This window comes from Chryseobacterium vrystaatense, assembly GCF_000737765.1.
GTDB lineage: Bacteria > Bacteroidota > Bacteroidia > Flavobacteriales > Weeksellaceae > Chryseobacterium > Chryseobacterium vrystaatense.
On the sequence record NZ_JPRI01000006.1, the window covers coordinates 18,690 to 41,471 of the forward strand.

General features: G+C 37.3%; 18 protein-coding genes. 11 read left to right on the top strand and 7 right to left on the bottom strand.

The window, feature by feature from the left end; all coding sequences use genetic code 11:
• Positions 1-55: 55 nt before the first annotated feature.
• Both IW16_RS15880 and IW16_RS15885 read right to left on the bottom strand, forming a co-directional pair.
• The gene (locus IW16_RS15880; RefSeq protein WP_117590655.1) at positions 56-1,660 is read right to left on the bottom strand and encodes a BamA/TamA family outer membrane protein; all 1,605 of its coding nucleotides are present in this window, start codon (positions 1,658-1,660) and stop codon (positions 56-58) included.
• Between the two features lie 149 nt (positions 1,661-1,809).
• A complete protein-coding gene (locus IW16_RS15885; RefSeq protein WP_034746403.1) occupies positions 1,810-2,598 on the bottom strand; it encodes an SDR family oxidoreductase in 789 nt (262 codons plus the stop codon).
• Positions 2,599-2,975: 377 nt separating this feature from the next.
• Here IW16_RS15885 and IW16_RS15890 point away from each other — a divergent pair, with 377 nt between their 5' ends.
• From IW16_RS15890 to IW16_RS15900, 3 genes are all read left to right on the top strand, one after another.
• On the top strand, positions 2,976-5,864 hold the full coding sequence (locus IW16_RS15890) for a SusC/RagA family TonB-linked outer membrane protein (protein WP_034746405.1): 2,889 nt from the start codon (positions 2,976-2,978) through the stop codon (positions 5,862-5,864).
• Positions 5,865-5,888: 24 nt separating this feature from the next.
• Positions 5,889-7,397 (top strand): RagB/SusD family nutrient uptake outer membrane protein, encoded by a 1,509-nt coding sequence (locus IW16_RS15895; protein ID WP_034746408.1) that lies wholly within the window; start codon positions 5,889-5,891, stop codon positions 7,395-7,397.
• Between the two features lie 70 nt (positions 7,398-7,467).
• On the top strand, positions 7,468-9,297 hold the full coding sequence (locus tag IW16_RS15900) for an alkaline phosphatase (protein ID WP_034746411.1): 1,830 nt from the start codon (positions 7,468-7,470) through the stop codon (positions 9,295-9,297).
• A 101-nt stretch (positions 9,298-9,398) separates the two neighbouring features.
• Here IW16_RS15900 and IW16_RS15905 read toward each other — a convergent pair whose 3' ends face one another.
• From IW16_RS15905 to IW16_RS15925, 5 genes are all read right to left on the bottom strand, one after another.
• Positions 9,399-10,073, bottom strand: a complete 675-nt coding sequence (locus IW16_RS15905) for a hypothetical protein (protein ID WP_034746414.1) — start codon at positions 10,071-10,073, stop codon at positions 9,399-9,401.
• A 15-nt stretch (positions 10,074-10,088) separates the two neighbouring features.
• A complete protein-coding gene (locus tag IW16_RS15910) occupies positions 10,089-10,574 on the bottom strand; it encodes a hypothetical protein (RefSeq protein ID WP_034746417.1) in 486 nt (161 codons plus the stop codon).
• Between the two features lie 19 nt (positions 10,575-10,593).
• A complete protein-coding gene (locus tag IW16_RS15915) occupies positions 10,594-11,817 on the bottom strand; it encodes a 3-phosphoshikimate 1-carboxyvinyltransferase (RefSeq protein WP_034746420.1) in 1,224 nt (407 codons plus the stop codon).
• Between the two features lie 87 nt (positions 11,818-11,904).
• Entirely contained in the window at positions 11,905-12,231 is a 327-nt protein-coding gene (locus IW16_RS15920) for a nucleotide pyrophosphohydrolase (protein WP_034746424.1), read from the bottom strand.
• Complete coding sequence (locus IW16_RS15925) at positions 12,231-13,640, bottom strand: hypothetical protein (RefSeq protein WP_034746427.1); 1,410 nt, start codon at positions 13,638-13,640, stop codon at positions 12,231-12,233. Before IW16_RS15925 ends, IW16_RS15920 begins: the two co-directional genes overlap by 1 nt.
• 181 nt (positions 13,641-13,821) lie before the next feature.
• Here IW16_RS15925 and IW16_RS15930 point away from each other — a divergent pair, with 181 nt between their 5' ends.
• From IW16_RS15930 to IW16_RS15965, 8 genes are all read left to right on the top strand, one after another.
• Positions 13,822-14,073 (top strand): type B 50S ribosomal protein L31, encoded by a 252-nt coding sequence (locus tag IW16_RS15930; protein ID WP_034746430.1) that lies wholly within the window; start codon positions 13,822-13,824, stop codon positions 14,071-14,073.
• A gap of 297 nt (positions 14,074-14,370) precedes the next feature.
• Complete coding sequence (locus IW16_RS15935) at positions 14,371-15,531, top strand: putative sugar nucleotidyl transferase (RefSeq protein ID WP_034746433.1); 1,161 nt, start codon at positions 14,371-14,373, stop codon at positions 15,529-15,531.
• A gap of 330 nt (positions 15,532-15,861) precedes the next feature.
• Positions 15,862-16,371 carry an RNA polymerase sigma factor gene (locus IW16_RS15940; protein ID WP_034746436.1) on the top strand — a complete coding sequence of 170 codons (510 nt, stop codon included), beginning with the start codon at positions 15,862-15,864 and terminating at the stop codon, positions 16,369-16,371.
• Positions 16,346-17,017, top strand: coding sequence for a hypothetical protein (locus IW16_RS15945; RefSeq protein WP_051890346.1), 672 nt, complete (start codon positions 16,346-16,348; stop codon positions 17,015-17,017). The genes IW16_RS15940 and IW16_RS15945 overlap by 26 nt, the downstream gene beginning before the upstream one ends.
• 68 nt (positions 17,018-17,085) lie before the next feature.
• On the top strand, positions 17,086-18,372 hold the full coding sequence (locus IW16_RS15950; RefSeq protein ID WP_034746439.1) for a DUF4252 domain-containing protein: 1,287 nt from the start codon (positions 17,086-17,088) through the stop codon (positions 18,370-18,372).
• Positions 18,373-18,384: 12 nt separating this feature from the next.
• The gene (locus IW16_RS15955) at positions 18,385-18,885 is read left to right on the top strand and encodes a DUF4252 domain-containing protein (RefSeq protein WP_034746442.1); all 501 of its coding nucleotides are present in this window, start codon (positions 18,385-18,387) and stop codon (positions 18,883-18,885) included.
• A gap of 198 nt (positions 18,886-19,083) precedes the next feature.
• The gene (guaB, locus tag IW16_RS15960) at positions 19,084-20,544 is read left to right on the top strand and encodes an IMP dehydrogenase (protein ID WP_034746445.1); all 1,461 of its coding nucleotides are present in this window, start codon (positions 19,084-19,086) and stop codon (positions 20,542-20,544) included.
• A gap of 353 nt (positions 20,545-20,897) precedes the next feature.
• Positions 20,898-22,763 carry a GEVED domain-containing protein gene (locus IW16_RS15965; protein ID WP_034746448.1) on the top strand — a complete coding sequence of 622 codons (1,866 nt, stop codon included), beginning with the start codon at positions 20,898-20,900 and terminating at the stop codon, positions 22,761-22,763.
• Positions 22,764-22,782: the final 19 nt, after the last annotated feature.

Consider the following 22,782-nt stretch of genomic DNA (forward strand, 5'->3'; position numbering starts at 1 on the left):
GTTCTGCCGGGTTATTCTACATGCTTTTAGATCTGGGTATATGAGATATATCTTTCTAGAATCTACTCAGGATTCCCCAGTGGATTTTAATATCATTAAATTTAAATGGATTTCCAAATTCATTACCATTTGAAAGCTGGAAACTCATCAGACCGATCGGGATAAAAAAGTTAAATCCAAGACCTACACTGTAAAGCTTTGGCTTGACGTTTAAAGACTTATTGTTGAGCTGGCCATATTGTCCAAAGAAGTCAAAGAATGCTTGGTTTCCAATGAGATAACGGTATTCCAAACCTGCGTAATAATAAAAATCAGCGGCAAGGGATTTCTCATTGAAACCCCGCATGGAATTCCATCCCCCGAAGCGGTATAATTCATTCGCCGAGAACTCAACCTTAGAATCCATCATAGCACCTTCCGCTTTTATATTGAGGAAATGATTTCCGGAAATATGGTAATTGTGCTCCCCAAAGAAATAAAACTGGTTCTGGGCGGCCTTAATATCCTCCTTCGTATAGGTTGTTGTCAGATAATCATATCCGGCATTGATCCTTGTTTTGTATAGAAAAAGATCTATGTCGGTAGGTTCTGTCATTTCAAACCAGATTCCGAGACCTTTCTTATTATAATCTTTTCCCTGGACATATAAGGCATCAATAATACTGGAGGATTCCAGCGTTCCTCTGAGCCCGATTTTGTTTCGGTTATTGATATGATAGTAGAAAGCCGGAAGAAACTTTACGTTCGCAAAAGTAGAATCCTGTCTGAAAATATTGACTTTCAGATTCATTCCTACATTCGATTTAAGCAGATAAGGGATATCAGTCTGAAGGTCAAAAGTCTGCCCTTTATCCGGGTTTCTCTGCCAGTATAGATTTACCGTTTCAAATCCATTGAACATATTTCTGAAATTTACATTCAGGGTTCCGTTCAGGGTAAATTTCTCTGTTTTATCATTTCCAAAACCAATTACACCGTCAAAGGTATTCGTCTTTTTCTTTTCCATAAACAGATAGATGCTTGTGGAATCTTTGGTGAATAATGTTTGGGGTGGGCGTTCAAGTGTCACAAAGGCATGACTCTGGAAATTTTTACTGATGGCCAGAAGATTTTTGTCGTCGTAGTTTTTTCCTTTAAATTCCTTTTCCAGGTTTTTGATAAATCTTTTAGGCACCCTTTCATAACCTTTCACTACAAAACCGTCAATGGTACGTTTGTCATTTTTATTGATATCCAGCTCTATGATGGGATAACCATTTTTCTGACCTTTATATTTAGATTTGAGGCGGCTGAAAGAGTAGCCGTCATCAATATATCTTTTGTTGATATTTTTCTTTGTTGAATCTAAGTTTTTCGTAAAAAAATCTTTCTGGATCTTTAATTTCTGTGCAATGGAATCAGAAAGTTCTACATACGTTTCGTTAAAATTTTTTCCCTTCTCGTAGAAAATTTCAGTACTGTCACCTTTTACTTTTACATCCTTCAGTTTAGTGAAGAAATAATTACTCTGGGATAGAGAATCCAGAAACTTAACCGCCGAAACAGAATCTTTTGCTTTTTTTCTAACATTAGTTTCGGTGTCGATGAGCCAATACTGTTTCTTCTGCGCTTGTACAAAAACGCAGAACAGGATAAAAAATATTTTTAGAAATAACTTCAAATGCTCAATTTATTTAAACCATTAATAGGTGTTTTAAGAATTGATTTAAGTTGATGTTCAACATAAAAAGCTCCCTTAATTCTTCTTAGCAACTTAGTGCAGCTTAATGGTTCAAACTTAGTTTAAATAATTTTTTTTAATAACTGAAATTAATCGAGTTTATTATATTTCTTCATCAGATTCTCGTACGTTCCCTGAGGAAGAATCCATTTCAACGGAACCCCGATCTTCTGTCCGAATTTACCAAAATAATAATGTGCTTTCCATTTATTCTTATTCAAGAGACTTTCCACGTAAGCAGCTACTTCAAGAGGTTCCGTTCCATCGCCCACGTGTGAGTTCATCAATGCATAAACTTTATCGAATACATTTTTATACGGAGCCGAAACAGGAGTTCTTACCCGGTTCTCTGCAATATTTGTCTTGATATCACCCAGATGCAGTGAGCAGACCTCAATATTCCACGGGTAAACTTCATACCTCATCGCTTCAGTAACCTTGTCTAATGCAGATTTTGAGGCAGAATAAAAACCACGGAACGGAAGTCCCATTTCACTTCCAATGCTGGAAACATTGATGATTTTCCCAAATTTATTTTCACGCATTTTCGGAAGAACAGCGCTCATCATCTGGACAGCACCTACAAGATTCAGATTGAATAGTTTCAAAATATCTTCTTTGGTAGAATCTTCTACAGCTCCTACCATTCCCATTCCTGCATTGTTGATCAGAACATCAATCCTTGATTCAGTTTTTAAAACTTCTGCAATAGCATTCAGAACGGCAGTGTTATCAGTAACATCCGTTGGAATAGAAGTGAAATATTGGCTTTCCGTATGCTTTCGGCTTAAACCGTATACTTTATGTCCTTTCTTTCCGAAATATTCAGCCAGTACAAAACCTATTCCTGATGAGGTTCCAGTGATGATAATAGTCATTGAATTGTTTATAATTTTTTGTTCCGGGTACTGATAGACAGTTCTTTGTCGAGCGTCTCAGCGTAAACCGTATTTTCAGCAAATGTAAAAAAAGAAAAGTGAACTCTCTTACTTATTGCATATAAAATAAATCTCCCTTCAGGTTGCTTGTAACCAGACCGTTTAAACTTAAAATAAAGTTAATAGTGAAGGTGTGCATCATCTCAGTAGAATTATTACTTTATTAAGTGTATGTTATTGATAGTTAATTATTTGAGTTATTGTGATTAATTTTTATAGTTTAAGATCGCCAATATTTCTTAATAAAAACATAAGAAAATCTTAATCAACTCCGGACTTGGGCTGTTCTAATTTTGCCTCTAATAAAAAAGGTTGAAATGAATGTACTTAAAATCCCGGTCTCTGTTAGTTATTTAACGGGACGGGTTTTGTTGATCAGCGCTATCTCTGTCTCTCCGATCCTATTGTCTCAAAAACAGGACAGTCTGAAAGAAAAATCCATTGATGAGGTTGTGGTTGTAGGATATGGAACACAAAAGAAAAGTAAGGTGTCAGGAGCGGTTTCCGAAGCTTCACTGGATAAGCTTACTTCAAGATCTTTATCCGGAGTAGGAGAAGTACTTCAGGGAAAAGCTCCCGGAGTCACGGTGATTAATGAAGGCGGAGATCCCAATGGAACTCCAAAAGTGAATATCCGTGGATTAGGAGGAATTAACGGTGAAACACCGCTTTATGTAATTGACGGTGTGGTTTTTAACGGGACCCCATCGATAAACCCCAATGATATTCAGGATATCTCTGTACTAAAGGATGCCTCGGCCGCCATTTATGGAGCCAGATCTTCAGGAGGTGTGATCCTTATTACTACCAAAAGAGGAAAGAAAGGAGCACTTACCGTAGACTTCGATGTTAAATACGGAGTGAATAATGCCTGGAAAATGAAAGAATCTCTGAATGCTGCCGAATTCCAGGATGTAATGTATAAAGCTTACGAGAATGCAGGTAAGCTAAGCAGTTTGCCGATTGCTTTCAATTCAGAGAAATATGCAGATGGAAGAGTGACCAGGACCGATTGGATGAAAGAGATTTTCCGTACAGGAACTATTCAGGAATATGATGTGAATGTAAACGGAGGAAGTGAGAAATCCCGATTCTTTGTGGGAATGAACCATAGAAATATAGAAGGAATTTTGCTCAATACTCAGGCAAAGCGTTACAATTTCAGAGTCAATTCTGAACACAAAATCAAAGACTGGCTGACGATCGGGGAAAATATGTACTACAACTATTCCGATGGAAATACAGCCGATACCAAAAGTGGTTATACAGGAGCCTTGATTGCAGCGATGTATTATCCACCCAATGTACCAGCCTATACACCTTCCGGAGCTTTTTCCGGATTGCCGATTGATGTAGCCGGAGGTTATGGAGATATGATCAATCCTGTCGCTTACCTTCAGAGAATCAGTATCAGAAATCCGACCCATGAAATTCTCATCAATCCTTATGCAGAAATCAGCTTAGCTAAAAATTTAAAGTTCAGATCCAATTTTTCCCAGACATTCAAAATAGGAACGGTTAAAAATTTCACCTACAGAGTTCTGGAAGTAGGGAAAATTTTTGACACTAATAATCTGGAATATCAGTCGAACAATTCTTCTACCTCTTTAGCAGAACAGCTTCTTACCTATAAAACAAACTTTGGACAGCATAATTTTGATTTCCTGGGCGGATTCACTTTCCAGAAAACAATTGAAGAAGGATTTTTGGCCAAAGCGTATGACTTCAGAAGTGAGTCGGAGGTTTTCCAGCATCTTCAGAATGCAGCAGATACCAACAAAGATGTTTCCAGTTATAAATACCAGCAGGCTTTGGTCTCTTATCTGGCGAGAGTAAACTATGATTATGCAGGGAAGTATGTGATCAGCTTATTAGGGCGAAGAGACGGTTCTTCACTGGTCGCGAAGCAGAATCGATTTGCTAATTATTATGCGCTTTCCGGTGCCTGGGTAGCATCTAAAGAAAACTTTATGCAGGATATTTCCTGGCTGTCGAATCTGAAACTGAGAGGAAGCTACGGTATTTTAGGGAACCTTGGCGGTATTTCTCCACAGGCGGTTAATCCTTTAATGATCAGAGACAATAATGTTATTTTTGGTCAGGATCCTTCCCAGAATATTGCCTACTATGCAACCACACGTCCGAACCCCAACTTGAAATGGGGAAAATCTGAACAGACCAACCTGGGAGTAGATGCATCATTCCTCCATAACAGTCTTTCCCTGCAGTTTGATTACTTCGTGAAAAATTCAAGAGATCAGATTTTCAATGTGAGTTTACCGAGTACGGCAACATACAATAATCAGTATATCAATGCCGGATTATTCCAGGATAAAGGTTATGAGCTTGGAATCAATTACAACGGAAAAAGAACGGAAGATTTCACTTATTCCGTGGGAGTTACATTTAGTCAACTAAAAAATACGGTAAAACAATTGGCCGACGTGGATGAGATTTTTATCAACAGCAACGGAGTAAGAGGAGTATTAAAACCAACGCGTATCAAAGTAGGTGAATCTCTGTATTCTTATTATGGGTATAAAACAGGAGGTATATTCCAGTCACAGGAAGAGATCAATAATTATAAAGATGCCAATGGAAACCTTATTCAGCCCAATGCCAAGCCGGGAGATATTAAATTCCTGAAAAAGGATGGAAATACAGGGGTTTTAAATAACAACGATTTTGTAAATCTGGGAAATCCCTATCCGAAATTTTCTTACGGTCTCTCCTACAATATGACCTGGAAAAGTTTTGACCTGAACGTATTCTTCCAGGGAGTTTACGGAAATAAGATATTCAACGGGATGAAGTTTGTATCGTTAAATCCGGGAGGAACGGGACAGAATTACAATATGGACCGGGATATCCTCAATGCCTGGACTCCGCAGAATACCAATACAGATATTCCAAGGCTCGTCCATGGTGATCCGAGTGGGAATTACTCAAAAGTATCAGACTTCTATGTTGAAGATGGATCTTACCTGAGACTCAAAAACCTGACGGTCGGCTATTCATTACCAAAAGATATTTACAGCAGGATCAATGTCAACAGGCTTAGAATTTATGTGACCACCAACAACTTATTCACCATCACAAAATATACCGGATTTGATCCTGAGGTTGGAATGGATACCTATGGAGTAGACACCGGAAGATATCCGCAGTCAAGGTCATTTATTTTTGGGGTAGAAGTAGGGCTATAATTTTAAAAGATAAAAAATAATAAGATGAAATTTTTCAATAAAATAATTTTAGTATCTGGGATATCCGCTTTGATGTTATCATGTACCAATGAGCTGGATATCCAGCCGGAAGGAACACCTACGGAAGCAAGTTTCTGGAAAACGGAAAATGATCTGGTGACCGGAGCGAATGCCATGTATAAACCTCTGTTTGACGGAGAGTTTTATGGAAGAGGATTTTTCTGGTTTATCAATGCCAGTGATGATATGGTGACAGGAAGAGCGAAAAGTGAAGCAGATAATGCCAAAAACTTCAGCAGCAATTATATTGCGGCAGGTGATCTTGAAACCCAATGGAATAAAAGATTTAATGTTATTGGAGTTGCCAACCGGGTGATCCGTAATATTGATAATATTCAGGCACCGGCTGCCGTTAAGAATAAATATCTGGGAGAAGCTTTATTTATGAGCAGCAGAATGTATTTCGAGCTGGCTTATAATTACGGAAATGAAAAAGCAGGAATCCCCATTATAGACCGGACAAAAGAGCCTGATCCGAATCCGATTCCCCGTGCAGCGAATGTGAAAGACAACTATAATTATATTGTCAATGATCTCAAAAAAGCTGCGGAATTACTTCCTTCACAGGAAGAGCTTTCTCCTAAAGATTACGGTAGACCACATAAAGCAGCAGCCTGGGCACTGCTTGCTAAAGTGTATCTGTTTATGGAAGACTGGAAGAACGCAGAGTTTTGGGCTAACGAAGTAATGACCAAAGGGAATAGAAAACTGCTTGGAAATTTTGCCGATGTTTTTAAATCTGAAAATAATTACAGCACAGAATATATCTGGTCGCTGCCAGGAACTCCAAAATTTACTTCATGGGGAAGTATCCTTCCGGGTGTCATGCTCGAAAATAAAGGCTGGGGAGAGTATAATGGCTGGGGATATTTTCAGCCGACGAAAGAATTGTATGATGAGTACGAAGCAGGAGATGCAAGAAGAAGTGCGACCATTCTGAAATTGGGCGATCAGTTTACTTTTAATGGAAAAACAAGAACATATGCATCTACGAATTCCCTGACAGGTTATCAGTTCAATAAATATATGGACGCTTTCAAATATACACTGAACAGCAGTCACGTAAGCGCAAATGGAGATTATCCATGTACGGATCTTGCCGTTCCGATCATGCGTTATTCGGAAGTGATTCTGATAAAAGCAGAAGCTTTGTTGAAGCAGGGGCAGAACGCTGATCAGGAAATTAATATGATAAGACTGCGCGCTGGTCTTCTTCCAAAAACAGGATGCACAATGGCTGATCTGAAACATGAAAGACGTTGTGAACTGGCAGGCGAATGGGCAGACAGACACAGAGATCTTGTTCGCTGGGGAGATGCCAAAAGTACCTACGCCAAAGCACTTCATGGTATTAATGGCAATGAAGTATGGGCTCCAAGAACCTTCAACCCGGCAGTACATAGCGTATGGGCAGTTCCGCAGGTTGAAATCGTCAACAGCCATGGCGTCATTAAACAAAATGAAGGGTGGTAACATTTTAACATAGATATATACCGTATCATTGTGGAGGTTCTGCAGTGATACGGTTTTTTTTAATCGTATTATGAAATTATCAAAAAAAATAGCAGCCGTACTGGCTTTTGGTGTATTTGCTCAAAACCAGGCACAGAATTTTCTGAAATATAATGTGGGCAATGCCCATTCACACAATGATTATCAGCAGGAGATACCTTTTTGGGAAGCGTATTACGCTCATTTTGGTTCCATTGAAGCAGATGTTTTTCTGGTAAAAGGAAAATTGTGGGTAGCCCACACAGAAAAAGAATTGTTACCAGACCGAACACTGGAAAAACTATACCTTGATCCAATATCGAAACATATCAAGCTGAATAATGGAAATATTTATCCCGATGTCAGTAAAAAGCTACAACTGCTGATCGACATTAAACAGGATTATAAAACATCTCTCAGCGCCCTGACAGCTACTTTGAAAAAATATCCTGAAATAACCAGCTGTCCCGGAATTAAAATTGTAATCACAGGCGGAAGACCTCAGCCTGGGGATTTTCAAAGTTATCCAAATTATATCTTTTTTGACGGAGATCTTGATACAAATTATACCCCTGATCAGCTGAAAAGAATCGGAATGTTCAGTGCTGACTTTCAGGAGTTGGTTAAATGGAACGGAAAAGGTATTCCAAGAGATGAGGAAACAGAAAAAATAAGAAAATCGGTAGAAAAGGCGCATACTCTGCAAAAACCTGTTCGATTCTATGGAGCACCCGATTTTACAAATGCCTGGATAAATCTGATGGATCTTGATGTAGATTATATCAATACCGACCACATCCCTGATCTCAAAAAGTTCATGAATACCATTCCTAAAAATTTTTATAAGAATACAAAGGAGTATGAGATTTACAAACCCACCTATAAAACAGATGGGATCAGCAGGAAAGTTAAAAACATTATTTTGCTGATTCCGGACGGCACATCTCTGCCGCAGTATTATGCTGCTTTTACTGCCAATAAAGGAAAACTGAATGTTTTTAATATGAAATCAACCGGACTTTCCAAGACCAATTCTTCCAATGCTTACATCACGGATTCTGCACCGGGATCCACAGCATTTGCAACCGGAGTAAAAACCAAAAATACATTTGTAGGCGTTGATGATAATGGAAAAGCTCTGGCTCAGATTCCGGATATTATAGCGGATAAAGGAATGGTTTCCGGATTAATTTCGACAGGAGATATTACCGATGCAACACCGGCAGATTTCTATGCCCATTCAGACAACAGAAACAGCTCTGAACCTATTCTGAGAGATTTTGTAAGTTCTAAAACTAAAATATTAATCGGAGGACCTACAGCTGGTTTGAGTCAGGAAAATATACAAAAGATCAGAGAGGCGAAGATTGATTTTTACCGGGATCTGAAATCAGTAGGTAAAACAAACAACCGTACCTTGGTAATTGATCCCTTGGCTTCACAGAGAGTAAGCAGCGGAAGAGGAAACTGGCTGGCTGATGCTTTCGATCTTACTTTAAATAATTTAAAAGAAAATAAAAAAGGTTTCTTTATGATGGTAGAAGCTTCACAGACAGATGGAGGAGGCCACAGCAATAATCTTGAGCAGCTGGTTACCGAATTACTCGATTTTGATCATGTAGTAGGAAAAGCCATGAAGTTTGCCGATGAAAATAAAGAAACGCTGGTCATCGTTGTTGGAGATCATGAAACCGGAGGTTTAACCTTGTTAGACGGAAGTCTTAAAGACGGTTGGGTTTTTGGTAATTTCAGTACTAACGATCATACTTCAATTCCGTCAAGTGTATTTGCTTACGGACCCAATTCTCAGGAATTCACCGGACTGTTTGAAAATACTGAGGTCTTTAATAAGATACTGGAAGCTTACGGAATCCGAAAGTAAAAGTTATTCATAAATTGTGGATAACTCTGTGGATAAGTATGTGGACAACAAAAAGAAGAAATGAGCAGAATACGACTTCTGCTCATTTATATTGTTGATTATCAGTAAAAAATATCTTTTTTTAAGCCGGGTATTTTAAATTTGTTTTCCCCAATCCTGAAATTGTTCATTTTGATCAATGCCTTAAATGGATGGGTAAATTCTTTGTGAATATCTTCTGGGATCACTCTTTCATCCTCATCACAGGATGCGTGTTCTTCATCAACAATTACTTTTCCCGTTGAGAAATTGATCTCGTTCAGATAATCGAAGTCGCACGTGTCTTCAAACCTGTCATAGGATCCGATGAGGTAAAAATCACCGTTCTGAAATCTGAAGGTATGTTTATAAGTTTGGGTGTGTCTCGAATTTGTATTGAATATTTGAGTAATAGAAAGGCTGTTATTTTTAATAGATATTTCTGGCGGCGCATTGTCTTCCGGATAAAAACCCATTCCACTGGAAAAAAGAAGCGTGTTGTTTTCCTTCCATATTTTCAGTGTTCCGTCTATAGTCTTTAAGATGTACAATGTTCGCGGAAAATCCTCACGGTCATTTTTTTTGACCATTTTATCCGTATTGAAAATGATCACCGTTTCATCCTTTCCGTCTTTGTCCAGATCTCCCTTAGCTTGCGAAATTTTTTGATAGCCTTTCGGAACTTTAAAATCTTTCAGGCTCTGGGCATGAAGTACAACCAATAGCAGAGAAGTGGCGAGGGAGAAAAGTTGTTTCATTGTAACAGGATTAAGCTATGAGCCAAAATCTTCTTTCTTTACATCTGTGTCTTCCAGATTACACATGCATCCTTTGATGGTTTTGTAAACCCCTGTAATGTCAGTTTCTTTTCCTTTGCTGTCAGTCACAGTAACACCTGTAGAAAACGATTCGTCTTCTGCAGAATACGTTCTGAACAGTTGATATTTGTAATTGTTTTTAATAAAAGTAAGATAGTTGAGGTCCATGCCTGCATTTTGTTTTCCGCCGCCTCTATGGTAAGAACTGTAGGTAAACTGCTTCCAGCTTTCTTTAGTTCTTGTGGCCGGAAATTCCATTTCTACCCGATCTTTACTTCCAAATCTGTATTGAATGTATTCATTCTTTTTATCTTTAACCAAAGACATCGTCTTTCCGCTTTTGGTTTGAAATGAAAAAATTGTTTCTTCATTAGGCAACAGATACTGTGCCCAAAAAAGCATGGGAAACATCATCAAAAAAAACACGAAATGCTTTCTCATTATGGTGGTTATTTTCAAATTAATTGATCATTACATCATTTAAATCTTTCCAGAACATCGGATAAGATTTTTCCACCACATCTTCCTCCTCAATATGGAGTTCTTTAATCAGGCAGAACGGAGCAAAGCTCATGGCCATCCGGTGATCCTGATAAGTTTTTATAGAAATATGTTCTTCCGGTTCTCCAAAACCAACCGACTGAATGGTAAGGTCGGTGATCTCTGTATCGGTTCCCAGTTTTTTAAGTTCATTATACAAAGCCTGAAGTCTGTCGGTTTCTTTCACCCGTAAAGTTCCCAGTCCGGAAATTTCGAACGGAATTTTTAATGCTGCTGCCGTTACACAAAGTGTTTGTGCAATATCAGGACAGTTGTTCATATCCAGGATGATTTTTTCCGGGAAAGAAAAATTGTCTTCGGGTTGAAGAGTGATCTTATGTTCATCTTCCGTAAAGATGGTTTTAATGCCGAAAAAGTCTTCATAAATCTTAGCGATGGCTGAATCTCCCTGGGTAGATTTTTTGTAAAAACTTTTCAGATGGATGGTTTCGCGTCCCAACGCGCAGATCGAGTAAAAATAAGAAGCGGAACTCCAGTCGCTTTCCACTTCATAATTGGTGGCAGCCAATTGATCATTTGTAGTAAAAGGCTCCACTTTAATAGTATTTCCTTCAAAACTGTTTCTTATTCCGAATCGGGTCAGAATATCCAGTGTCATTTCAATATAGGATCTGGAGGTTACTTCACCTACCAGATTTATTTCCAGTCCGTTTTCCAGTTTTCCGGCAATCAGAAGGAGGGAGGTGATGAACTGGCTGGATATATTAGCAGGAACGTTCACCTGCTTTTGGGTAATTTTCTTTCCTATAATTTTTAAAGGTGGGAAACCTTCATTTTCTAAATACTCGATGTCTGCACCTAAGTCTCTCAAAGCGCTTACCAGATTTTTGATCGGTCTTTCTTTCATCCTTTTGGATCCGGTAAGAACAGTGGTTTTTCCTTCGGATATCGAATAATAAGACGCAAGAAAACGCATGGCGGTTCCTGCATGGTGAATATCTACTGTTTCTGTATTTTCAGACAGTGCTTTTTTTAGAAGCTGTGTGTCCTGGGAATTAGATAAATTCCCAATCTGTATGTTTTTAAACAAACTTTCCAAAATCAACAAACGATTCGAAATGCTTTTCGAACCGCTGATCTGAACTGTTTTATCTCCTGATAATTTTGATTTTTCTAACTTCATTGTTTCTTCAAATTAAAGACATCAGACAACAGATTTCAGATATCAAACTCTTATTGTTCTGTTATCTGAAATCTGTTGCCTTGTATCTTATTTTAATTTTTCATTATTCTGATGCCGCTCTTTATCACGGTCAGTTTTAACCTTCATTTTTTTGTCGAAAGCTTCCTGCAGATTAACGCCCGTCTGGTTGGCTAAACATAAGGTTACAAACAATACATCTGCCAGCTCTTCCCCAAGGTCTTTGCTTTTATCGCTTTCTTTTTCGCTCTGTTCGCCATATCTTCTGGCAATAATGCGGGCTACTTCGCCTACCTCTTCGGTGAGCATAGCCATATTGGTCAGTTCATTAAAATATCGAACGCCAATGGTTTTGATCCATTCGTCTACCTGCTGTTGCAGTTGTGCAATTTCCATTATTGATAAGCTCCAAGTGTGGGGTTAGTTGTTCTCGATGCATTCACAATATCAAGAGGTACAGTTCCAGCTACCGTTAGATTTCCTTTTCCTCTTGCCGGAGAAGCTGGTTTTACCCTTAAATTCATCTTAGCTGCAAAATAATTAAGGAACTGAGGATCCACATTTTTGATACTTTGTACGACATTCGCGCTGGTGTCGAAATTAAATCCGGCTTCCGGTATCCCTGAATATTTAATCAGCGAGTTCTGGATTAGAAACTCAAACTGCTGTCCGGGTGTCTGTTCAAGATTAACAGAGTTATCTCTGTCTGAGTAAACAATACTGTTTTTTATATCAAGACGCTGAAGAGCTCCCTGTTCTGTAGTTCCTGCTGCATTTTTCCATTCATTGGCTGCCGTAATTCCGTTCCTGTTAAATGATCCCATTGTTTTAGAATAATTCGCAATGGTAGAATGGGTGTAGCTGTGGTTTCCTCCTCTGAAGATTCCGATGCATGATTCACCGCAGTTATTCATTACCAAATTTTTTGCAGTAACTGTTGAACCTACAGCATAAATACCATATTCGAAGAAGTTATGAATAAATGAATTGCTGATATTCGCAGTATTCTGTTTCATATCCAGTCCTCTGGTTCCTCCGAAAAGGCGGGCAAAATTCATATTAAGATTAGAATTAGCGTCCATTCTGATAGAATTCCAGTTTTTAGGGAGTGTATCATGAGCGAGATCATTTCTGTCTCCTCGAAGGATTACTTCGTCATTCAGAGCTCCGTTGATATTTAAAGTGGCTCCGGTGGAAACTTTCATCCCGCTGTTTGTATGGAAATAAACTTTGGTTCCTGGTTGGATGTCCAGTGTAATATTAGGATTGATGGTAAGGTTACCATAAATGATCTTAGCTTTCGTTTTATCCCAAACTGTGTGATTAGAGATAACATTGGGATTGGTAGGAGTTTCGATAAAAAATTCTGCATCCTGAACGACTGAGAATAAAGTAACATGCTGCTGTCCTGCACCACTGTTGAATAGAATTTTATCTTCGGCAATCGCTTCAGGACCTGTTGCCTGAGGAGCAATTTCAACGAAAATATACATACTGTCTTTCTTTCTTAAAGGTACATCTTTAAAATCATAGCCAGGTTTCCCGTCTACATTGATCCTATATAATGATGCACTTCCTTTTTCCAGATTAATTCTTGGGATGAGAACATCCTTGTCTTCATTATTATATACTTTTACTAAATAAGTTTCAGAACGTACCTGATGATAAACAGTATCACAAAATACCGTGTCCTTTGAAAAACGTAACTGCTGTGAGGGTGCATCAAAAGTAATATCGTCTTTATTACATGATACCGCTACAAGAAGCATCCAGAAAGAAAAAGCCAGTAATAGTTTGAATTTCATCGAAATTATAGTTTAAATAGATTTCAAATTTAACGAAAATACTTTGAATTTCTTATCAATAAAAAAAATTGGATAGAGTATTTGGATATTTAAAAAAATATTGTATTTTTGCACCCTAAAATTAGCAGAGAAATACCATTACTATTTCGAAAGCAAACTTTAATTTTTTAAAAATTGTATTATGAAAAAAGGAATCCACCCAGAAAATTATAGACTTGTTGTTTTCAAAGATATGAGTAACGACGACGTGTTTCTTTGTAAGTCTACTGCAGAAACAAAAGATACTATCGAATTCGAAGGACAAGAGTACCCATTGATCAAAATGGAAATCTCTTCAACTTCTCACCCTTTCTACACAGGTAAAGTGAAGTTAGTTGACACTGCAGGTAGAGTTGATAAGTTTATGAACAAATACAAAAAATTCGCTAAGTAATTTTTTGTTACCCAACATACTGAAGTCTTCCAATTTATTGGGAGACTTTTTTTTGTTATAGAAGTTAATTTGTGCATGATCTCTATAAATAGGAATTGTATTCTTTCATACAAAAAAAAACAAATATTATTACTGAGGCTTTCATTAACTAATGTCTAGCTTCTAACATCTAATTTCTATTTCAAGCTATTTTTGTATTTTTGTTCTGAGTAGAAATTAGGTTCTGTAAGTATATTGTAAAGTACAAGACTTCCAGTATCCAAATTCTTACTTCTAATCTCAAACTTCTATATTACAATGCAACTAGTATTTTCCGATGCCCAGTATTGGGAAGATTTTCTTCCACTTACCTTTACCCGTCCTGTTGCCGCAATGCGATGCGGAATCCTGACTTTTTCTGAACGATGGCAAAAAATATTGCAGAATACCGAAGTCTCTTATTTTACCGAAAACTATCTTCAGGATAAATTTAAAAATCCGGAAGAAAAAGAAAGTCTCTTTTTGGTTACGAATTTTTTGCCTACTGAAACCGTGATTCAGCAGATTAAGGACCTTAAACAGGGTGAAGCTCTCGTTTACGAAGATGAACTGATCGCGGCAAGAATTAATATGAAAGATTTTTCTCTGAATCAGATTGAAAAGATGACGGATATAAAAGAGGAATTAACCTTTTTTAAAAAACCGACAGATTTATTTACCTACAATCATCTTGCAATCAATTTTGATTTCGAATTGCTTACGGAGGGGAGAGTGTCACAGGAACTTTCTGCTACCAACGGTTTTTTGGGTGACAAAAAAGATCTTTTCATTGAAGAAGGGGCACAGATAGAATTTTCTACTATCAATACAAAGACCGGAAGGATTTATATCGGAAAAAATGCTGAGGTGATGGAAGGTTGTAATCTTCGTGGACCGATATCATTGGGAGAGGATTCTAAATTTAATTTAGGATCAAAAATTTACGGAGCGACTACGGTAGGCCCTCATTGTAAAGTAGGAGGCGAAGTGAATAATATTATCATATTTGGCTACTCAAGTAAGGGACATGAAGGATTTGTTGGGAATTCGGTGATTGGTGAATGGTGTAATTTCGGAGCAGATACCAATTCTTCTAACCTTAAAAATAATTACAGCCCGGTCAAACTTTGGAACTACAGAACAAAAGCGTTTGAAGATACAGGACTTCAGTTTGCAGGACTTATCATGGGAGATCACTCGAAAACAGCAATCAACACCCAATTGAATACAGGAACTGTAATAGGCGTGGCTTCCAATATATTTAAACCAGGTTTTCCTCCTAATCTTGTGGAGAACTTTTCATGGGGAGGATGTAAAGATGATGAAAGATTTAAACTGGACAAAGCTTATGAAGTGGCAGAAAGAGCAATGGCCAGAAGAAAAGTACCTTTAACAGATGATGATAAAGCAATTTTAAAATATATTTTTAATACCTATTAATATGTAAAGCCTCCATTTGGGAGGCTTTTTATGTTATTGCTGCTTGTAAGCAGAATCTGTTTTTCATCTTATTGTAGAGAACTGCAGATAATTGATTTGTCAGTCTGCAGAGTATAATTGATGTAGATAAAAAATGTATAAAGATTAATATTTCAAAATTTTCTTTCAAAAATAGAAAAAATAAGTATTTTTATAAAATTCATTAAAATGCCTTTGTATACAGCTTTTATGAACTTATTGAGAAAATAAAATGAAAGAAATATCAATTATTTTATATTGTAGTGTAATAGAATTAAGATTTTAATTGTCTTACTAATAGAAACAAAACTCATGACCCAAGAAACTTTCAAGAATACGGTGTTTATTCTCAAAGACGAGATGTATCGTTTTGCGAAAAGATTTGTCATGAGCAGTGATGAAGCAGAGGATGTGGTGCAGGACCTGATGATAAAGTTCTGGCAGAAGAAGGAGGAACTGGAAAAGTTTGGGAATTTAAAATCTTATGCTTTGAAATCTGTCCGGAACGAATGCCTGAACCGCCTGAAGCACCACGATGTGAAGTTGGGATTTGCAGATTTGCAACTTCACCGCTCAGAATTGTACAGCATGGATATCAATAATCTGAAGGAGTATATTATAGGGTTTATCAACCAGCTCCCGGAAAAGCAGAGAATGGTGATCCATATGAAAGATGTAGAAGAATATGAAGTCTCCGAGATTTCTGAAATGCTGGAAATGGAAGAAAACGCAGTAAGAGTAAATCTGATGCGGGCGAGACAAAAAGTAAAAGAACAAATAACACAACTGATGAGTTATGAACAAAGATCAATTTCAGAATAAATACGACGAGATCTTCCAGGATATGAAGGAAGAAAAAATGGACTGGAGCTTTGACGATTTTCTTGCCAAAGCTGAAGGTGGAGTTCCCGATTCTGAAAAGGATGACGCTCCTATTATCCCACTCCAGAAGAATAAACCTTCTTTTCCGAAATGGTTTTGGATGGCAGCAGGCTTAGTCCTTCTCTTCAGTGTTGGCTTTTTCATTAACGATTACGGTAATGGTGTAAGTGAAAAGGAGCAATTTGTAAAAGAAGAGGTTTTAAAACAGAAATCAAAATTTATAGAAGAGAATAATGATCACAAGGAGCAGGTAGCTGTGAATCACACCGATTCAATTGCCGGAGCAAAAAAAGATTCTATATTTCAGGAAAATACAGTAGCAGAAAAAGATGTATTGGACGAAATCCTGCCGAAAAGAGGAAGACTGAAAAAAGAAGCGAAACCTAGATTTGTGAATAATTCTTCTTTTCAAAATAAAGCATTAAAAGATTCTACAGGCTATAAAAACTCTTATGTCATTGTAAACGGCAAAAGAATCGATAATGTAGAAGAGGCGATCAATGTGACGAAATATTCATTCCAGATATTTGCAAATAACGTTAGTGAAAAGTTAGTACAGCCTACAGTTGTAGACGACGATTATTAACCATTACAATATAGATTATGTACCTGATCAGGCAAAAATAATCAGCTTTAAGAAATAAAAATTGACTCATGAAAAAAATATTCATAATATTCGCACTTGCCTTTGCCAATTTCCTTACGGTATATGGACAGGAAGATAAGTTTGACAGGCTTTTTGAGAAATATCAGGAAGTGGAAGGGGTAACATCCATTAAAATTGCTAAGCCCATGTTTGGGATGTTAAGCAGTCTTAATATAGATGATTCACAACTGGAACAGATCAAACCGCTGCTGTCTAAAATTAACGGATTAAAAATTCTGATCACAGAAAATCCGGAGAAAGCTAATACCAAAGAAGGAATTCAGGTGCAGACCCATCTTTCCCAGCTAAGTAAGGATGTAGCCTCCTATCTGAAAACTCTGAATTACAGTGAGATCATGTCGGTCAATAATTCAGGAGCTAAGATTAAATTTCTTTCAGCAGAAGCAAAAGACGGAATACTCGATGATCTGTTGTTGAGCATTGATGGGGGCAAAGGAGAAAATATACTGGTGATGCTGGACGGGAAACTGTCTATGGATGATGTGAATAAGATCATTAATTCCAGCGAAACCAAAACAAGTTCTGTAACTACAACCAGAACAAGAACCAGCCTGACCTCTGAGAATAATTCCTCTTACCTAAATGGAGAGGCGAGAAATGTAGGTGCATTTTCAGGAATTCAGGTAAGTACAGGTGTCAATGTGGTTTTCAAACAGGAAAACACGACCAGTGTGAAGGTAATTGCTGATGCGGATAAACTTCAGTATGTGATCACAAAAGTGGAAAATGGAATTTTGAAAGTGTATATTGATAATAAAGGAACAAAAAATTTAAGATTCAAAAACTTAAGTGTTAACATTTCTTCTCCAAGAATGGACAATATCAAAGCATCTTCAGGATCTAACTTCAACGTAGTGAATTCTATAAAAGAAAACAGCCTGAGTATTGATGTTTCATCAGGAGCTAATGTGACAGGAGACTTTAAGATCTCCAATGCAGTTGATATTGACACTTCTTCAGGTTCAAATGTCAGAGCGGGAATTACAGCAGGAACTATTATGGTAAAAGCTTCCAGCGGATCCAATATAGCCATTGAAGGTAAAGCAGATTCAGGAGTTATAGATATAAGCAGCGGTGCTCTTTGTAAAGCAGACGGATTGAAACTCGATAATCTTGAAGCAGAAGCGACATCCGGAGGAAATCTTTCTGTAAATGTTTCCACGAGACTGAAAGTAAGAGCTTCATCAGGAGGACTGGTAAGATATAAAGGAAGACCTGAAATAGAATCCAATATCAGCAAAACATCTGGAGGGAATTTAAGACCTATGGATTAAAAATTGACAACCATGAAAACTTTAATTAATATTTTTTTAGGAATCTTTACAGTACTTATACTTCAGTCATGCATTGTTTCAGGAAGACCCAATATAGATTTCTTTAAGCAGTCAAGGTCTAATTATAAAGGAGCAACATTTGGAAGTTTTAATGTGCCTGTATTTCTGGCAAAACCTTTTATCAAGAAGGCGTTAAGGGAAGATGGTGAAAGTGAAGAAGTTATTGCTCTGATTAAAAAAGTTTCAAAAATTAAAGTCATGACCGTAAATAATGGGAGCAAAGCAATGCTGAATGATTATTCAAAATATTTAAATGATAATAATTTTGAAGATTGGGCAACCATTAAACACGATGGGGAAAATGTCAACGTGAGAGTAAAACAGAATGGAGAAACCATAAAAAATATGATGATCACCGTCAACTCAGATAAAGAATTGGTTTTCGTTGATGTGAGAGGGAGTTTTACAGCTGAAGATATTTCAAAAGTGATTAATGCAGCTACAGATAAGTAATTTATTACCCCTTAGTGAAAGTTGCATAAAAAGATATAACAAGTAGTTTCATACTACACTAATTATTTTGTACAGAAAGACCGTTCTTCATAAGAGCGGTTTTTCGATTTAAGTTATTGATTATTAATTTTTATTTAAACTATTGAAAAGGATTTTCATATCTCGTTTAAATAACCTAATTTTGCAAAGAAAGTAAAGATGTCTATTCATAACAAAATTGTAGAGACAGCCATCACTTTCGATGACGTTCTTCTAGTCCCTTCTTATTCAGAAGTTTTACCTAATCAGGTATCATTAAAATCAAGACTTACCGACAAAATAACACTGAATGTTCCGATAGTTTCTGCTGCGATGGACACAGTTACTGAAGGAGATCTGGCTATTGCTCTGGCGAGAGTGGGTGGTTTAGGTTTCATTCACAAAAACATGACGATTGCTGAGCAGGCTGCACAGGTAAACCGTGTAAAGCGTTCAGAAAACGGAATGATCTCCGATCCTGTTACCCTTTCAAAAGATCATACTTTGGCGGAAGCTAAGGAAACAATGGCGAAATATAAAATTTCCGGCCTTCCTGTGGTAGATGCAGATAATGTACTGATTGGAATCATTACCAACAGAGATGTAAAGTATCAGGAAAATCTTGATATGAAGGTTGAAGAGATCATGACCAAAGAAAATCTGATCACTTCTGATAAAAATACCAACCTTGAGAAAGCCAAAGAAATTCTTCTTAAAAGCAGAGTTGAAAAGCTTCCGATTGTAGATAAAGACAATAAGCTTGTAGGATTGATTACGATCAAGGATATTGACAATCAATTGGAATACCCGAATTCGAATAAAGATCAAAAAGGCCGTCTTATTGTAGGTGCCGGAGTTGGTGTTGGAGAAGATACAATGGCCAGAATTGAAGCATTGGTAAACGCTGGTGTTGATATCGTTGCCATTGATTCTGCACACGGGCATTCAAAAGGAGTTTTGGATAAAATTTCAGAAATAAGAAAAGCATACCCGGATTTAGATATCGTTGGTGGAAACATTGTAACGGCTGAAGCAGCGAAAGCTCTTATCGATGCAGGAGCAAATGTTCTTAAGGTAGGGGTGGGACCAGGTTCTATCTGTACAACCAGAGTAGTGGCAGGAGTAGGAGTACCTCAGTTGTCTGCTATCTATAATGTATACGAGTATGCTGCAGCTCAAAACGTAACGGTTATCGCTGACGGAGGAATCAAACTTTCGGGAGATATCGTAAAAGCAATTGCAAGTGGAGCAGGAGCAGTGATGCTGGGTTCTCTTTTAGCTGGAACTGATGAAGCTCCGGGAGAAGAGATTATTTTCCAGGGAAGAAAATTCAAATCCTATCAGGGAATGGGAAGTCTTTCTGCAATGAAAAGAGGTGGTAAAGAAAGATACTTCCAGAGTGAAGCTAAAAAATTCGTGCCGGAAGGAATTGAAGGTAGAGTTCCACATAAAGGAAAGTTAGAAGATGTGATCTTCCAGCTTACCGGAGGTCTGAGAGCCGGTATGGGATATTGTGGAGCCAAAGATATTGAAGCTTTACAGAAAGACACCAAAATGGTTATGATCACCGGAAGTGGATTGAAAGAATCTCACCCGCATGATGTAATCATCACACAGGAAGCACCGAATTATTCTTTCTAGAATATATTTAAACTATAAAAAAATGCTGCACAAAATCTGTGTGGCATTTTTTATTTCACGGTTTGTTTGGAGATCAATATGAAAAGTGTGTTTTTTAAAATTTAAATTAATTCTATGTTTTTACATAATTGTTGAATTTTACACCGTCTATTATTTGTTTTGATTCATATTTTCATTGCAATATTGCGAATTTTAGTTTAAAACATTATTTCTTTTTATAAATTGTGTGAATGGAATACTTAAATATTTGTAACAAAATTAGATTTTTACTACTAATGTGGGATGTATCTGTAGTTTAATTATTGATACTAATAAATAAGACTAATAAAATTTATAATTAAAATATTTTAAGAATGAAGAAAATTTTCCTTTATGGGGCCATGTTGCTTTCCGTTTCATTATCAGCACAACAAAAAAAAGATTGGTGTGACTTTGATATTGAACAGCGAGGGCATCAAAAAGATAACAAGGAAATTGATGAAATGATTCGCAATATCCGTAATCGTATTGTTAACTCCAATCAAAATAGAACAGCTAAAAATGGAGGTGCTTTTAAAACAGTGAATGGAGTTTATGAAATCCCTGTAGTGGTACACGTAATTGCACCTACGGGAGCTGCTATCGGATCCGCTTATAACAAGAGTGACGAGCAGATCCAGGCATGGCTGGATCGCTGTAATGCAATGTATGCTGGTACTTACCAGTGGGCTCAGGGAGTTCCTGCTGATTTTGGAGTGGCTGCTACAATGCCCATTAAATTAGTTTTGGCTAAAAGAGACCCTAATTGTAATGCGACCACAGGTATTGTTAGATACAATGGAGGGGCGCTTGCAGGATATGATACCTATGGGATAAAACGTAATGAAACAAATGGAGTTAGTACTGCCCAGGTAAAGACAATTGCTCCTCATTGGCCCGAAGCTTCTTACTTTAATATCTATATTATGAATAAAGTAGATGGTGGCGGCCAGTATGGAATTATGGGATGGGCAGGATTGCCTCAAAATCCTGATTCTTCATATGAATCTTTTATGAAATCTTTTGTAGTTACGTTACAGGATGATATTACTTTAGCGCATGAATTTGGACATAGTATGGGACTACTTCATACTTTCGGTAATGCAAATGCTGATGCCCCTCAGGGTACCAATGATGTAGCTTTTTGTCCTGCGCAGACTGATAATGACTGTACTAAAGATGATGATCAGGTTTGTGATACAGAAAGATCAAGAAGCTTACTTAATGATCCGGCTCCAACCAATAACAGTATAAATCTTTGTACAGGGGTGAATTATCAGGGAGTTCAGTATAATATGATGAACTATACAAATCCAAATGCCTTCAAATTTACAAATGGGCAGCATGACAAAGCAGCTACTTCTTTCTTTTTACTTAGAGGTTCTTTAAGCGCTTCACTTGGAGCAACAGCACCTGCACCTGCGTCAAATATTGGAACTCCTGTTGCAGCATGTGCTCCAACAGGGTTGACTACACTGGATAATTATTTTGTTGGACCTACTTTGGTTAAATTAGGAAGTATTAATAATGCCAGTACAGGAGTTTGGCAAAATGCACCTAGTTACTATGTGGATTATACAGGCGCAAGCTGTTTGAGAGCAACTTCTACACAACTTTTGGTAAGCCAGCCACACAACCTTCAGGTTAATGTTTCTGGTAGTGATAATGAAGTAAGAGCTTGGATTGATTTTAACAACAACGGAACTTTTGAAGCAGGGGAATTGGTAGCATCAGGAGATAATGTTGCAGCGGATCCTAGTACTTTAATCGGTATTTTTAATGCAACTTTTACGGCTCCGGCTTCTACAGTGCTTAATACTCCATTAAGAATGAGAGTAATGGTAGATGATGAGAATTCAAATATGACAGCTTGTGGGCAATTACAATACGGGCAGGCCGAGGATTATACCGTTAAATTTGTTACTGTTTTAGGAACCAGTGAAGTAAAGGCTGATAATAACGATCTTGTGATCTACCCTAACCCGGTTGCGACAGGTGACAATGTGTTTATCAAAGCTAAGAACGGCAAGAATTTAAAAGTTTCTATTTCTGATATGTCAGGAAGATTCGTGGCAAGCCCTTCTGTAAAAGAAGAACGAAACGGAATTTACAAAATAAATCAGGAACTTGAAAAAGGAGTATATATGATTCAGGTTTCTAATGGAAAAGAAAGTAAAACATCTAAGCTGATCATTAAATAATATTTTAGATGATATAAAA

Bases quoted from the DNA above. Each gene is read 5' to 3' on its own strand.
- IW16_RS15900 (WP_034746411.1), top strand. From the start codon at position 7,468: ATGAAATTATCAAAAAAAATAGCAGCCGTACTGGCTTTTGGTGTATTT.
- IW16_RS15930 (WP_034746430.1), top strand. From the start codon at position 13,822: ATGAAAAAAGGAATCCACCCAGAAAATTATAGACTTGTTGTTTTCAAA.
- IW16_RS15910 (WP_034746417.1), bottom strand. From the start codon at position 10,574: ATGAGAAAGCATTTCGTGTTTTTTTTGATGATGTTTCCCATGCTTTTT.
- IW16_RS15925 (WP_034746427.1), bottom strand. From the start codon at position 13,640: ATGAAATTCAAACTATTACTGGCTTTTTCTTTCTGGATGCTTCTTGTA.
- IW16_RS15890 (WP_034746405.1), top strand. From the start codon at position 2,976: ATGAATGTACTTAAAATCCCGGTCTCTGTTAGTTATTTAACGGGACGG.
- IW16_RS15965 (WP_034746448.1), top strand. From the start codon at position 20,898: ATGAAGAAAATTTTCCTTTATGGGGCCATGTTGCTTTCCGTTTCATTA.
- guaB (WP_034746445.1), top strand. From the start codon at position 19,084: ATGTCTATTCATAACAAAATTGTAGAGACAGCCATCACTTTCGATGAC.
- IW16_RS15920 (WP_034746424.1), bottom strand. From the start codon at position 12,231: ATGGAAATTGCACAACTGCAACAGCAGGTAGACGAATGGATCAAAACC.
- IW16_RS15905 (WP_034746414.1), bottom strand. From the start codon at position 10,073: ATGAAACAACTTTTCTCCCTCGCCACTTCTCTGCTATTGGTTGTACTT.
- IW16_RS15945 (WP_051890346.1), top strand. From the start codon at position 16,346: ATGAACAAAGATCAATTTCAGAATAAATACGACGAGATCTTCCAGGAT.
- IW16_RS15950 (WP_034746439.1), top strand. From the start codon at position 17,086: ATGAAAAAAATATTCATAATATTCGCACTTGCCTTTGCCAATTTCCTT.
- IW16_RS15955 (WP_034746442.1), top strand. From the start codon at position 18,385: ATGAAAACTTTAATTAATATTTTTTTAGGAATCTTTACAGTACTTATA.
- IW16_RS15935 (WP_034746433.1), top strand. From the start codon at position 14,371: ATGCAACTAGTATTTTCCGATGCCCAGTATTGGGAAGATTTTCTTCCA.
- IW16_RS15915 (WP_034746420.1), bottom strand. From the start codon at position 11,817: ATGAAGTTAGAAAAATCAAAATTATCAGGAGATAAAACAGTTCAGATC.
- IW16_RS15940 (WP_034746436.1), top strand. From the start codon at position 15,862: ATGACCCAAGAAACTTTCAAGAATACGGTGTTTATTCTCAAAGACGAG.
- IW16_RS15895 (WP_034746408.1), top strand. From the start codon at position 5,889: ATGAAATTTTTCAATAAAATAATTTTAGTATCTGGGATATCCGCTTTG.
- IW16_RS15885 (WP_034746403.1), bottom strand. From the start codon at position 2,598: ATGACTATTATCATCACTGGAACCTCATCAGGAATAGGTTTTGTACTG.